This is a genomic window from Telmatospirillum siberiense, assembly GCF_002845745.1.
In the GTDB taxonomy this organism is placed as follows: domain Bacteria; phylum Pseudomonadota; class Alphaproteobacteria; order Rhodospirillales; family Magnetospirillaceae; genus Telmatospirillum; species Telmatospirillum siberiense.
The window spans coordinates 64,165-77,946 of sequence record NZ_PIUM01000013.1; the positions used below are offsets into that span (position 1 = coordinate 64,165).

General features: G+C 62.5%; 13 protein-coding genes. 8 read left to right on the forward strand and 5 right to left on the reverse strand.

The window, feature by feature from the left end:
• Positions 1-4: 4 nt before the first annotated feature.
• Positions 5-655: a MarC family protein gene (locus tag CWS72_RS12690; protein WP_199175667.1), complete on the reverse strand. Its 651-nt coding sequence runs from the start codon at positions 653-655 to the stop codon at positions 5-7.
• Positions 656-937: 282 nt separating this feature from the next.
• Between CWS72_RS12690 and CWS72_RS12695 the strand changes: the two genes are divergently transcribed.
• From CWS72_RS12695 to CWS72_RS12715, 4 genes are all read left to right on the forward strand, one after another.
• On the forward strand, positions 938-1,546 hold the full coding sequence (locus CWS72_RS12695) for a YceI family protein (RefSeq protein ID WP_101250983.1): 609 nt from the start codon (positions 938-940) through the stop codon (positions 1,544-1,546).
• 16 nt (positions 1,547-1,562) lie between these two features.
• Positions 1,563-2,150: a cytochrome b gene (locus CWS72_RS12700; protein ID WP_101251041.1), complete on the forward strand. Its 588-nt coding sequence runs from the start codon at positions 1,563-1,565 to the stop codon at positions 2,148-2,150.
• Entirely contained in the window at positions 2,147-2,707 is a 561-nt protein-coding gene (locus CWS72_RS12705; protein WP_101250984.1) for a YceI family protein, read from the forward strand. Before CWS72_RS12700 ends, CWS72_RS12705 begins: the two co-directional genes overlap by 4 nt.
• A gap of 247 nt (positions 2,708-2,954) precedes the next feature.
• Positions 2,955-3,896, forward strand: a complete 942-nt coding sequence (locus tag CWS72_RS12715; RefSeq protein WP_199175668.1) for a 2-hydroxyacid dehydrogenase — start codon at positions 2,955-2,957, stop codon at positions 3,894-3,896.
• A gap of 1 nt (position 3,897) precedes the next feature.
• On the opposite strand, the gene CWS72_RS12720 is transcribed toward CWS72_RS12715, so the two are convergent.
• The gene (locus CWS72_RS12720) at positions 3,898-4,527 is read right to left on the reverse strand and encodes a LysE family translocator (RefSeq protein WP_101250985.1); all 630 of its coding nucleotides are present in this window, start codon (positions 4,525-4,527) and stop codon (positions 3,898-3,900) included.
• A gap of 470 nt (positions 4,528-4,997) precedes the next feature.
• Here CWS72_RS12720 and CWS72_RS12725 point away from each other — a divergent pair, with 470 nt between their 5' ends.
• From CWS72_RS12725 to CWS72_RS12740, 4 genes are all read left to right on the forward strand, one after another.
• Positions 4,998-6,185, forward strand: coding sequence for an efflux RND transporter periplasmic adaptor subunit (locus CWS72_RS12725; protein ID WP_241911711.1), 1,188 nt, complete (start codon positions 4,998-5,000; stop codon positions 6,183-6,185).
• Between the two features lie 15 nt (positions 6,186-6,200).
• Positions 6,201-9,398: an efflux RND transporter permease subunit gene (locus tag CWS72_RS12730; protein ID WP_101250987.1), complete on the forward strand. Its 3,198-nt coding sequence runs from the start codon at positions 6,201-6,203 to the stop codon at positions 9,396-9,398.
• 66 nt (positions 9,399-9,464) lie between these two features.
• Positions 9,465-10,232, forward strand: coding sequence for a serine O-acetyltransferase (gene cysE / locus CWS72_RS12735; protein WP_241911712.1), 768 nt, complete (start codon positions 9,465-9,467; stop codon positions 10,230-10,232).
• 184 nt (positions 10,233-10,416) lie between these two features.
• A complete protein-coding gene (locus tag CWS72_RS12740; RefSeq protein WP_146002734.1) occupies positions 10,417-11,229 on the forward strand; it encodes a bacteriohemerythrin in 813 nt (270 codons plus the stop codon).
• A gap of 226 nt (positions 11,230-11,455) precedes the next feature.
• Here the strand turns inward: CWS72_RS12740 and CWS72_RS12745 are convergent, their stop codons facing one another.
• The 3 genes from CWS72_RS12745 to CWS72_RS12755 all read right to left on the reverse strand — a co-directional run bounded on the left by CWS72_RS12745 (position 11,456) and on the right by CWS72_RS12755 (position 13,724).
• Positions 11,456-12,076: an NADPH-dependent F420 reductase gene (locus tag CWS72_RS12745; RefSeq protein ID WP_101250990.1), complete on the reverse strand. Its 621-nt coding sequence runs from the start codon at positions 12,074-12,076 to the stop codon at positions 11,456-11,458.
• A 74-nt stretch (positions 12,077-12,150) separates the two neighbouring features.
• Positions 12,151-13,092, reverse strand: a complete 942-nt coding sequence (locus CWS72_RS12750) for an SDR family oxidoreductase (RefSeq protein WP_101250991.1) — start codon at positions 13,090-13,092, stop codon at positions 12,151-12,153.
• Positions 13,093-13,121: 29 nt separating this feature from the next.
• A complete protein-coding gene (locus CWS72_RS12755) occupies positions 13,122-13,724 on the reverse strand; it encodes an NADPH-dependent F420 reductase (RefSeq protein ID WP_101250992.1) in 603 nt (200 codons plus the stop codon).
• Positions 13,725-13,782 lie beyond the last annotated feature (58 nt).

Below are 13,782 nucleotides of genomic sequence, written 5' to 3' on the forward strand. Positions count from 1 at the left end.
CGGCCTAATGCGGCAGGCCGGCCATCAGGGCGCTGTAGCCGTTCCACACGATCTGCACGCCCAGGCAAAGCAGGATGAAGGCCGACAGGCGGAGAAAAACGTCGCGGCCGGCTTCGCCAAGGACGGAAAGCAGGCGATCGGCGAAGCGGTAGCTTAGATAAATGCCGCCGGCCACGGTGGCGACGCCGAGCAGGGTGCCGATCGTTTCAAACAGCAGATCGCCGGAGCCGGCGCTTTTGGCGCCCAGCGTGATGGCCACCGAGATGGTTCCCGGCCCCACCGTCAGCGGCATGGTCAGTGGAAAGAAGGCGCGCGTCAGCATGACGTCTTCCGAGACGCGGGAGAGCTGTTCGCGCCTCTTGCCGTCGTCGCCCTGTTGCAGGAGCCGCCATCCCGAGGCGACGAGCACCATGCCTCCGGCCACCTGAACCGAAGCGACGGTGAGGCCGAAAAAGGCCAGGATGTGCGACCCCACGAAGAGCGATGCGATCATCAGGAAAAGGCCGCCCATCGCCACGCGCCAGGCCAGGGCGGCGCGCACCTTGTCGCTGGAGCCGTTGGTCAGTCGCAGGAAGATGGGGGCCATGCCCAGGGGATTGACGATGGGGAACAGTCCGATCACCACCCCTAGAAATGCCGCGACGACGTGGGCCAAACTATCCTCCGGTATTCATTTGCGAAACCAGCTTTCGCAGGGACGGCCCCTGGCGTCAAGTTTTCCCAATTCCGTCATGGGGAAGGGGCTTGTCGCCCGTCCCGACGCTCCCCAACTGTGATCACAAAGGAGCCGGTCGGCTCGATTGTTGCGGCAGAGGGAACAGTGAATTTCAAATCACGGTCTCTGAAATTCGTGTACGCGAAAAAATAAACCGTAGAGTAATGAAAGTTCCATATCGCCAAAAATGGCGACACGGAAAACACAGATGCGGAGTGCAAAATGAAATTTAAAGTGATGGCTTTCCTAGTGGCCATGGCTGCCGCCGTTCCCGCTTTCGCTCAACAGGCTGGGCCCACCACGGATCTGGCGAAGCTGGAGGGCGGTGTTTTCACTGTCGACAAGGGCCATGCGAAGATTCTTTTTTCTTATAGCCATTTTGGTTATTCGACGTCCTATGGATTGTTTACTGACTTTGATGCGAAATTGACCTTCGATCCCAAGGCCCCGACGTCGAGCACCCTCGAAGCCACGATCAATCTCGACGGGATTGAGACGATGGTCGCCAAATTGAACGAGCATTTGAAGACGCCCGATTTCTTCGATACGGCGAAGTTCCCCAGCGCCAGCTTCAAATCGACCAAGATCACCGTGATCAGCCCCACCACCGGCACGGTGACCGGCGATTTGACCCTGCATGGTGTGACCAAGCCGGTGACTCTCGATGTGACCTTCAATGGCGGCGGCACCAACATGGCCAAGAAATATGACCTGGGCTTCAACGCCACGGGGCATGTGAAACGGAGCGATTTCGGTCTGGGGGCTTATGTTCCGATGGTGGGCGACGATATCGCTTTGACCATCAGTGCCGAATTCAATCGCGTCCAGTAGTCGGCGGAGAATGCTCATGTCCGGCTCTTTCCGGTACGACGGCGTGGCGGTCTTCCTGCATTGGTTGACGGCGGTGGCCATCATCGCCCTGCTTGCCATGGGCTTGATCATGACCGATCTGCCGAAGGGCTCGGCCTTGCAGTTCTCGATGTTCCAGATGCACAAGTCGGTGGGCATAAGCGTTCTCGTCCTGACGCTGCTGCGTCTGGCCTGGCGGCTGGCCCACCGGCCGCCGGCGCTGCCCGATGACATGCCTGCCTGGGAAAAGGCGGCGGCCCATGCCGGTCATCTCGTCCTTTACCTTTTGCTGCTCGGCTTGCCCTTCAGCGGGTGGGCGCTGGTTTCCGCCTCGCCGTTCAATATCCCGACGGTTCTCTTCGGCGTGCTTGCCTGGCCGCATCTGCCGATCCTGAGCACGCTCGCCGATAAGAAGCCGGTGGCCGAGGCGTTGGAAGATCTCCATTCGGCGGCGGCCTGGGTTCTCATCGCCCTTCTGGTGGTGCATATCGGAGCCGCCTTGCGGCATCACTTTTTACTGAAAGACGACGTCTTGCGGCGAATGCTGCCGCGATTCTCCCCTTCTTCCCGGAGCGCCAATCCATGACTTTCATCCGTATGACGGCCGTCGCGCTGGCCTGTCTCCTGGCCGCCGCCCCGTCCGCCATGGCCGCCACCTGGACCGTGGATACCGCCAAAAGCAGCCTGGGCTTCGCCGGCAGCCAGTCGGGAACCCCCTTCGAGGGCCACTTCGGCAAATGGCAGGCCCAGATCGATTTCGATCCGGCCAATCCCGCGTCGGGGCATGCCGTGGTGACCATCGACATGGGAAGTGCCGTGACGGGCGATCCGCAAAAGGATCAATCCTTGCCGCAATCGGACTGGTTCAACGTGAAAAGCTTTCCCCAGGCGACCTTCGAGGCGACCTCCTTTCGGGCTCGGGGCGGAAATGCCTATGAGGCCGTCGGCAGCTTGAGCATTCGCGGCATCAAAAAGGACGTGGTGCTGCCCTTCACCTTCGAAACGGAAGGAAGTTCCGGCCACGCGAAGGGGCGGCTGGAACTGCTGCGGACCGACTATGGGGTCGGCCAGGGCGAGTGGAGCAGCGGCCAGATGGTCGGATTGTCGGTGGCGGTTATTGTCGATCTCCGGGCAAGCAAATAGCAGGGAGGTTTTCAAAGCGGGTGGGGCGATGATCTGCCCGTTCCGCATTTCGGTGTTGTGCTCGCCATGCCGCAATGGCAAAAACTGCCCGACCGGCCGAGGAAGGCCCGGTGTGCCATTCGCCGTCGAACCTCATGTCCGCGTTTCAAGGGGCAAGTCGGCGGACGGCCACCATGTTCTTTCCCGAATCCGCCGGAAACGCCATTGAGTTCAAGGCTTTTTCAGATATGTCCCGGTTATTCGCAAAGTGATTGATTCCGACCGCACGCTCCTTCTTTACGTTCCCGAGGATGCGGAACGCTGGCAGCAACTTTTCATCGAGGCGGCACCTGAGTTTCAGGTGAGGATGTGGCCGGCGATACCGGCCCCGGGATCGACCTTTTATGTCGCGACCTGGAATCCGCCCGAGGGATTTTTCCATCGCTTGCCCGAACCCAAGGCGGTGTTCGCGCTGGGGGCGGGTGTCGATCGTTTCCTGAAACGTGACGATTTGCCGGACTCGGTTCCCCTGATCCGTCTGACCGATGCCGGCATGGCTCGGCAAATGGCGGAATATGCGCTTGCCGGCGTGCTGCGTTTCCAGCGGAACCTCGATCTTTATGAAGCGCAGCAGACGTCCGGCTTGTGGCGACCGCTGCCGGTACGCTCGTCCGACGAGACGCGGGTAACGGTCCTGGGACTGGGCCGCATCGGTGGCGTGGTGGCCACCACCTTGTCGGCGCTGGGTTACAAGGTTTCGGGATGGAGCCGCGCCGGAACGGACATCCCCGGCGTCGTCTGCCGATCGGGAGTGGCGAGCCTCGATACGTTGCTGGCGCAAACGGACGTCCTGATCAATGTCCTGCCCTCCACCGAGGAAACCAGGGGCCTGTTGAACCGTGAACGGTTGGGGCGCCTTCCCGCCGATGCGGGGATCGTCAATGCGGCGCGTGGAGATCAGTTGGATGCCGACGCCCTGGTCGAGTTTCTCGATGCCGGGCGATTGCGCGGCGCCCTTCTCGATGTTTTTCCCGAAGAGCCCCTGCCGGAGGAAAGCCGTCTGTGGAATCACCCGAAAGTCCGCATCACGCCGCATGTGGCGGCGGTAACCCTGCTGGGGCCGTCGGTGCGTCAGGTGGTCCGCAACATGCGCAGGTTCGAGGAGGGGCAGACCGTCGAAGGGCTGGTCGACCGGCGCCGGGGATATTAAGTTAAAGCCGCAAGAGCATCAGACCGGCGACGAACAGCAGGATCGATCCGACCAGCAGGCTGAAGGCGCGTCGGAATTTCGGTTCGCCCATTTTGTGGGCGAAGGCGGCACCCAGCATTCCATAGGAAATCATCGCGGTTCCGTCGAGGATGAACAGGCCCAGGGCGAAGGCGGCCATCTGCGGCCAGACGGGACGGCCCAGATCGACGAATGGGGGCAGGACCGCGGTGAAGAACAGCAGCGCCTTGGGGTTCGTCGCCTGCACCAGAAAGCCGTCGCGGAACACCGAAACGCCGGGCGTCTTCATGGCCTTCGGCGCCGCCGGCTCCCGCCGGAAGGCGGCGAAGAGGGCCTCCAGTCCCAACCAGCCGATGTAAAGAACGCCGATCCAGCCGGCGAGCCTGAAGACCCAGGGCACGGTCGAGGCGAGGACGACCAGGCCGAGGGCGGACCCCACGAACCAGACGAGCGCCGCCAGATTCATTCCCACCGTGGCAAGGACGGCGCCGCGCGGTCCACGCGCCATGCCTGCGGCGACGGCAAACAGGATGGCGGGTCCCGGCATGATGGCCATTGCCGCCATGACGGCCAGAAATCCCAGATATTTGTCGGTGGCAACCGGCCAGATCATCGGTGGGACACCGGTTGGCCGTCGGTTTCGGACGATGGGGCGGTCGGGGCGGGGACGGGCTGACGGGTCACTTTTTTACTCGATATACGGATGGTCTCGCGCCGTCGTCACCATCTCGCGGGGCGGTGAGGCGCCGGCGCGCGGAGATCCTATCCGCCACGCGCTCGAAGTCCATTGCCAAAATAAGCTTGTCCGTCCGGCATTGCCATCCCCTCGCAATTCCCAGGTCTCTCCCCACATGGAAACCGGGGGAGAGGCGGGCACGCAGGTGCGGCAATTTTCATTTTCGTCATGGCCGAATAGCCGTGGAACAAGTCCGGGCAAAAGTCCTTCTCCCCTCGTGGGCTGCGGCCGCTGGTGTCAACTATAAGTTTTCAAACCACTTTTTTCATCCCGGTCGCGTTGACTTCGATCCGGGGCATTACTAAACTGAACAGTTCAGTATTGGCCGGATCATGGGGTCGCTAAGCATGCAGGGGATCGTGTTTTCGCGTTGGGCGAGGGGTTTCGCGCTGGTCGGCGCCTGCCTGGCGGGAGGGGTATCCTGGTCCGGAGCGCCGGCCTTGGCCCAGCAGCAGGCAGCGCCGCCGGCCGTGACGGTAAGTCCGCCGCTGAAACGCCAGACCGTCGAATGGATGGATTTCACCGGTCAGTTCGCGGCGGTGGAAAATGTCGAGATCCGGGCGCGGGTCAGCGGTTATCTGACCGAGATTCATTTCACCGACGGGCAGATCGTCAACAAGGGCGACCTGCTGTTCGTCATCGACCCCAGGCCATATGAAATCGCCGTGGCTTCGGCCCGGGCCAGTCTCGCCCAGGCCACCGCTTCGCTGGAATTGGCCAAGCGGCAATTGGTGCGTGGTGGCGAGTTGCGGCAGAAGGACTATCTGGCGGCCAGCGATTACGATACCCGCGTGCAGCAGACGAAAGCCGCCGAGGCGGCGCTCGACGTGGCGCGGGCGCAGGTCCGGGATGCCGAACTCAATCTCGAATTCTCCCGTGTCACCGCCCCGGTGACCGGACGGATCAGCGCCCATCAGGTCAGCATCGGCAACCTGATCAGCGGTGGCGGGAGCAACGGCTCGTCCTCCTCGACCCTGCTGACCACCATCGTTTCGCTGGATCCGATCCATTTCAACTTCGATATGAGCGAGGCCGATTATCTGGCCTTCCAGCATGCCGTCGCCGCCGGGAATGTCGGCTCGGGGCGGGACGGCAAACTTTCCGTTCAACTGCGCCTGTCCGACGACAAGGATTGGACCTTGCCGGGGCGCCTGGATTTCATCGACAACCAGATCGACCGTAGCGCGGGCACCATCCGCGCCCGCGCTGTGCTGAACAACCGTGATTTGTCGATCATTCCCGGTCAGTTCGCCCGGATCCGCCTGCCGAAGAGCGCGCCCTACGACGCCTTTCTGGTGCCCGAGGCGGCGGTCGTCACCGATCAGTCGCGCAAGGTCGTCCTGATCGTCGCCGAAGACGGGACGGTGGGCGTCAAGCCGATCGTCGCGGGGCCCGTGCAGGACGGGATGCAGGTGGTCAGAAGCGGGCTTTCCCCGGATGACAAGGTCATCATCAACGGGCTGATGCGGGCCCGGCCGGGCGCCAAGGTGACGCCGCAGGCCGGAACCATTCCATCCGGTCCGCCGGCGCGCTGACGAAGAGAGGCTTCGATGCGGTTTTCGCACTTTTTCATCGACCGGCCGATCTTCGCGACCGTCGTCTCGGTGTTCATCACCCTGATCGGCGCCATCGCCTATTTCACGCTGCCGCTCGCCCAATATCCCGAGATCGCCCCCCCCACCATCGTGGTGTCGGCGAGCTATCCCGGCGCCTCCGGCCAGGTGGTGGCCGACACTGTGGCGACGCCGCTGGAGCAGCAGATCAACGGCGTCGAGAACATGCTTTATATGTCGAGCCAATCGACGGGTGACGGCAATCTGAAGCTGACCGTCACCTTCCGGCCCGGCACCAATCTTAATATCGCCCAGGTTCTCGTGCAGAACCGCGTCGCCCTGGCCAATCCGCAATTGCCGAGCGAGGTACAGCGCCTGGGCGTCAACGTGGTCAAGAACTCGCCCGACTTCCTGATGGTAATCCATCTGATCTCGCCGGACGGATCGCGCGATCAGCTTTACCTCTCCAACTATGCCACTTTGCAGGTGAAGGACGTGCTGACCCGAGTCGACGGGGTGGGCAGCGTCACCGTGTTCGGCGCCCGCGATTACGCCATGCGCATCTGGCTCGACCCCGACAAGGTGGCCGCCCGCAACCTGACCCCCGGAGAGGTGCTGAAGGCCTTGCAGGCCCAAAATGTGCAGGTCGCCGCCGGCGTCCTGGGCCAGCCGCCGGTGCCGAAGCCGGGAGCCTTCCAGTTCAACGTCCAGACGCAAGGCCGTCTCTCCGATCCCGCCGAATTCGGCAATGTGGTCGTCAAGAGCGACGCCGACGGGCGCATCACCCGCGTGCGCGACATCGGGCGGGTGGAACTGGGGGCCCAGGACTACAATGTGAACGGCTATCTCGATGACACGCCGGCCGTTCCCATGGGCATATTCCAGTTGCCCGGCTCCAACGCGCTGGACACGGCCAACCGCATCATGAAGACCATTGACGACCTGTCGAGGTCCTTCCCGCCGGGCGTCAAATATACCATCGTCTACAACCCGACGCAGTTCATCGAACAGTCTGTCCATGAAGTCTATGTGACCATCTTCGAGGCCATTCTGCTGGTCGTCGTGGTGGTTATCGCCTTCCTGCAGACATGGCGGGCCTCGCTCGTTCCCATCGTCGCCATTCCCGTTTCGCTGATCGGCACCTTCGGCGTCCTGGCCGCCCTCGGCTATTCGTTGAACAGTCTGTCACTGTTCGGCCTGGTGCTGGCGGTCGGTATCGTGGTCGATGACGCCATCGTCGTGGTGGAAAACGTCGAGCGCAATCTGCGCGAGGGGATGACGCCCAGGAACGCGGCTCACGTCACCATGGACGAGGTCGGTGGCGCATTGGTGGCCATTGCCCTGGTGCTGTCGGCGGTGTTCATCCCGTCGGCCTTCATTCCGGGCATTTCCGGCCAATTCTTCCGGCAGTTCGCGGTGACCATCGCGGCTTCGACGGTGATCTCGCTGATCGTCTCGCTGACGCTTTCGCCGGCGCTCTGCGCCCTCCTGTTCCAAAGCCATCAGGAGCAGGATCACCATCAGGCTTCGCCCCTGGCCCGGCCGTTCATCCTGTTCTTCCGGCTGTTCAACCGGACCTTCGACCGCATCGCCGGCGGCTATGGCGGCCTGACCCGGCGCCTGGCGCGCATTTCGGTCCTGCTGTTTGCCGTCTATGCCGGACTGATCGGCCTGACCGGCCTGCAATTCTATGAAACGCCGAAGGGTTTCATTCCCGATCAGGACCAGGGATATCTGATCTCCATCATCCAGTTGCCGCCGGGCGCGTCCCTGGCCCGAACCGATGAGGTGTTGCATCAGGTCATCAAGGCGGCTCTCGATACGCCTGGCGTCGCGCATGTCGTGCCCTTCGCCGGTCTCGACGCGGCGACCTTCACCAATGCCTCCAATGCCGGCGCGGCCTTCATCATTCTCGATCCGTTCGAGGCGCGCGCCGCCAAGGGGCTGTCGGCCGGGAGTATCCTGGCATCGTTCAGCGGCCGTCTGTCGGCCATTCAGGATGCCTTGATCATTCCCATCGCGCCGCCCCCGGTGCGCGGCATCGGAACGGCCGGCGGCTGGAAGATGATGATCGAGGACAAGCGCGGACGCGGCCTGCCCGCCCTCGAGGCGGCGGCCAACGACATGGCGGCGGCGGCGAACCAGATTCCCGGTCTGGCGCGCGTCTTCACCACCTTCAACAACCGGACGCCCAGCGTCTTCACCAATGTCGACCGTGTGCGGGCGGAAATACTGGGCGTTTCGGCCGATCAGGTGTCGGAGGCACTGGAAGTCTATCTCGGTTCGTCCTACGTCAACGATTTCAATTATCTGGGGCGAACCTACCGGGTGACGGCCCAGGCCGACGGGATGTTCCGCACCGATCTCGACGCCATCGGCAATCTGAAGACGCGCAACGTCCGCGGACAGATGGTGCCCATCGGTTCGGTCGCCAGTTTCAGCTTCATGACCGGCGCTTACCGGGTGCCAAGATATAATCTTTATCCCGCCGCCGAGGTGCAGGGTGCCTCTTTACCGGGCTATTCGAGCGGTTACGCGCTGGAACAGATGTCCAAGCTGGCGGCCGAGCGCCTGCCCGACGGTTTCGGTTTCGAATGGACGGAACTGGCGTTGCAGGAACTGCTGGCCGGCAATAGCGGTATCCTGGTGTTCGCCGCCTCGGTGCTTTTCGTCTTCCTGGTCCTGGCGGCCCAGTATGAAAGCTGGTCCTTGCCGCTTTCGGTGATCCTGATCGTGCCGATGTGCCTCCTGGCGGCGGTGACCGGTCTGCAGATCCGTGGCATTCCCATCAATATCCTGGCTCAGATCGGTTTCGTCGTGCTGATCGGCTTGGCCGCCAAGAACGCCATTTTGATCGTCGAGTTCGCCCGGCAGGGCGAGGCCGAAGGGATGAACCGCGTCGATGCCGCCGTCTATGCGGCACGAACCCGCCTGCGGCCGATCCTGATGACCTCCTTCGCTTTTATCCTGGGCGTTCTTCCTTTGGTCTGGGCCACCGGGGCCGGCGCCGAGATGCGTCAGTCCCTGGGGTCCGCCGTCTTTTTCGGCATGCTCGGGGTGACCGGTTTCGGGTTAATTTTCACGCCGGCCTTCTATATCGTGGTGCGCCGTCTGGTGGCCTGGCTCGACCGGCATAAGCCTCATCATCATGGTCATCCCCATCATGATGGGCAGCCTCCCCAGGGGGCGGAATGACGGATGACTTTTCCGCGCGGCGTCTTAGGATAGGCGTCGATTTCTTTAATGCCGGGAGAGTGTGAGGTGCAAGAGCGGAACGGACGGCAATTGAGCCGGTGGGCCCTGCTTCGCGAGGATATCGAATGCGTTCTCGAGCGCGATCCGGCGGCACGGACCCGCATCGAGGTGTTTTGCACCTATCCGGGCCTGCATGCCTTGCTGATCCATCGCTTCGCCCACGGCCTTTGGGGGCGCAAGGCGAAGTTTACCGCGCGGTTCGTCAGTTTTCTCGCCCGCATGGTCACCAATATCGACATCCATCCCGGGGCGACCATCGGCCGGCGCTTCTTCATCGATCACGGTGCCGGCGTGGTGATCGGCGAGACGGCGGAAATCGGCGACGACGTGACGCTTTATCATGAGGTCACCCTGGGCGGCACTTCCCTTAGCAAGGGAAAACGGCATCCGACTCTGGAGGATGGCGTTCTGGTGGGGGCGGGCGCGAAGATCCTAGGGCCGGTCCGCGTCGGCAGTCGGGCCAATGTCGGCGCCAATTCGGTGGTCATCTCGGATGTTCCGGCCGGAATGACGGTGGTCGGCATTCCCGGCCGCATCGTCCTGCCGCCCGAAGCGCGCCGGATCACCAAGCACGGCATCGACCTCGACCATCATCTGATGCCCGATCCGGTGGGTAAGGCGCTGCATTGCATGTCGGAGCGCATCGTGCAACTGGAGGCGCGTCTGGCCGCTCTCGAACATCGTCCGGAAGGCGAGGTGGAGTGCGTCCATTGCAGCGATCCTTGCGGAACCAGCGCCGCCGAATTGTTTCAGCTTGAGGAGACCTCCCGTTAGGATCCGCTCGGTGATAGCGGCCGGAGCCAAGGCGGCTTTTGCTTGCCTCTTGAACTCGGTGTCGGATAGACGCATATTCCTATAATTATTTTATGGTTATTCGGGGCGCCGAATACCTGCCCTCCGCGGGGTGTTTCGAAGAACTGCGCCATTCCTCGAACCGGCGCCATGGACGGAGCGTAATGTGGAAAGCGCGTTGATATCGGGAAACGAGTTGCCTGCAAATGATCGTTCGATGATCATGGGCGGGCTTCAGGATCTCGCCGATCGTCTGGATGAAATCGTGCAGATCTGGCGGCTGGGCGCGGAAACGTCGATCCTGGGCGAACGCCTGTCGGCGTTCCGCCAGCAGGCGGAAATTCATTTCGACCAGGAGGTCGGCGCGCTGGCCGACGCCAGCGACGGCGAGCTTTTGCAATTCACCGCGAGTTACGACGCGATGATGCGCAAGATCGATGCCGTTCTCGCCGACTTCGCGGCCGGCGGCGGGGCGAGCCTCTGGTTCGACATGGCGGCTTCCATCGAACGGTATCTTCGCTATGACGAAGCGCAAAGGGGGCTTCAAGACATAGCCCTCTCACGGGATGAGGAAAATGCGCCGCGCGAGTCGCTGATCGGCTGGACCCGCGATCTTGCCCTCGGGGTCGACTGGATCGATCAGCATCATCGCGCCCTGATCGACACCATCAATGAAATCGGCCTGCTTCCCCGGCATTACGATCTGGTCGACGCCGATGCCTTGCTGGAACGCTTGCGCCGGATCGCCTGGCATCATTTCCACGAGGAGGAGGCCCATCTGGCGCTCGGGGATCGTGAACGCGCGCGCCGGCATGTGGCCCAGCACCGCTATCTTCTGGCCGACCTCGATCGCCTGATTTTCGATGTCCGGTCGCGGCGCGCCGATTTGACCGGGGAAACCAGCGACCGCTTATGCCGCTGGCTGATCGACCACATCCTGACCATCGATAAGGAAGACTTTCAGTCCCTGCAGAGATAACCGTTTTTTCTATTCAATGCGCTAGCCTGTCTTATTCATGAAGCTTCATGAATAAGACAGGCTAGTACCGCGTCACAGAAGTTTTGACGGTTTGGACAGCTCTATCCGTTCACGCCATGCGACTGCGATGGGCCGAAGGTGCGCCCAAAACCTGACATTCGGATCTGCCCGTTCCGTCGCGACAGCGTAAACCTCAATCAGCCGACATGGACGTGGTGTTGACGATTCAGCCGATATCGACGTTCATGGCGAAATCCCAGATGCCGACACCGTTTTGGGCCAGGCCGATCATCATCAGACCAAGCGCCTCCAGCGTCAGGGCCATGTGCAAATCGCCGACGTCGAGCGGACGCAGCCCAAGACTTTCGAGGAATGTCGAGACACGTGCCTTCGCCTCCGCGTCGTCGGCTGCGATGAACGCATCAAGGCGCCCACCTTTGGCGAGCACATGGCCGAAGATGGTGTTGAACGCCTTCACGACATGTGCACCGGCGGGGGCGCGTTTGGCGATTTCCTGCGCACCGGAACTGCCGGCGGGGCTGACGAAACCCGAGAGGTCGGAAGCAATCGGGTTGGTGATGTCGATGATCACCTTGCCACCGAGCGCTTCCCCATAGTCGGCCACCACCGCCGCGGCGCTGGTGTACGGCACGGCGAGGATAACGATGTCGCCTGCGGGCGCGGCGCGGTACGTCCCCGTGGTCGCTCCGGCCGCGAGTTGGTCGGCCAGCGCCCGCGCCTTGACAGGGTCGCGGCCGACCACCTCCACGGTGTACCCGGCGTTGGCGGTGCGGCCAGCGATCGCCGCGGCCATGCCGCCCGATCCGATAATGCTGATAGTGCTCATGTGCGGTTTCCTTGTGAGTTGGGTTATCGCTGTCCGCCGGCGTCGCTGTGATCCGGCTCCCTGCCGTCAACTCGTCAGCCGGCAGGGAAGTAATGGCCGTTGTCCAAATCGGCGAACAGACCAGGCTGAGATGGTTCCCAGCCAAGGGTCTGGCGGGTGATTGCGTTGGATGCCGGGGTGTCCAGCGTGACCAGGTTGGCGAGGAACCCGAAATATCCCGGCAGCATGAGCACGTCCGCAGGAATGGACACGGCCGGTAAGTTCAGGCGATTGCCAAGGGCCTCGGCAAGCTTGCGGAACGGAAATCCCTCGTCGGCAACCGCGTGCCAGTTTCTGCCGGCTGGGCCCTTCTCCAGTGCCAGGCGGAACACGGAGGCGAGATCGCGGGCGTGCACAGCGGTCCACCGGTTCTCGCCGTCTCCGGGGTAGCCGACGACACCCTTCTCCTTCGCGAGGCCGACCAGCAGCGGCAAGAAGCCGGCATTATCGGTAGCGCTGTGCATGATCTCAGGAATCCGGACGATCGAAGACCGCACGCCTTGCTCGGCGAGACCGATTACCGTGGTCTCCACGACGTTGCGAACCCGCAGTGTACCCTTGTATGGATCGCCGCCGGGAAGGGACGGATCCTCCTCCGTGGCCGGCCGGCCCAGGCCTTCCCACCCAGGTCCGCCAATGCTCGCCGATACGACCAGTGGCTTTCCGGTCCCCGCCAAAGCCTCGCCGTACGCAAGCATGATCTTGTGCTCCGCGGCAGCCACGGCGTTGATCCCGCCCGTGGGAATCAGGTCTTGCCTGTGGGCGACATGGATGACGCCATCGGAGTCCGCAGCCGCCGCCTTGAGCCCGTCGAGATCATCGAGGCTGCCGCGACGCGCCTTCGCGCCGAGCTTTGACACCGCCTCCTCGGCCTTGTCCGACCGGGCGAGGGCGGTGACCTCGTGACCTGCGGCGATGAGGTCGGAGATGATGTACGGACCGGAATGGCCCGTCCCGCCAGTGACGAAAACATGCATGTTGTTGCTCCTTGTGGGTCAGGCGCGATTCATCCATCGAACTTGACCAGGTCCTTGAAGATCAGTTGACCCCAGCTATTTCCGCGCGCCTGGACCAGCAGCCCACCTTCCGAGAGCCCGCCAAGCTTGATCGGCGCGAAACCGAGATTTTCCGCGAGTACACCAATCTCCGCTGCGGCGCCGTCATCGTCGCTCGCCAGGAACACCACTCTCCTGCCACCATGTATGGCCGGGTCCTGGGCAAGGACCGCGGCAGCCAAATGGTTGAAGCCCTTGACCAGTCGTCCGTCAGTGAAGGCTTGCGCGACGAACTTGGAAGAAGGCTGTCCTCCCAGTTCCTCGGGGGGCAGGCCGTAGGCATTGGTCACATCGATGATGGTCTTCCCCTGCCAGGTGGGAAGCGCCTTCGCGACATCCGGGTGCTGCGCGAAACGGACAGCCAAAAAGATGATGTCCGCCTTGATGGCGTCCGCCAATTTTTTGGGAATGATCGTGGGTCCGATCGCGGCCGCATCAGCCGCAAAGCTTTCCGGATCGCGCGTGGTTGCAACGGATACTTCGATGCCGTTGCGGCCAAACGCTTCGGCAAGAGCGTGCCCGATCTTGCCGAAGCCGATGATTGCGTAGCTCATATAAATTCCTTCGGTTCGCCGAGCCCTACGGGCTCTGAATATTTGAATGGAGCCCGGC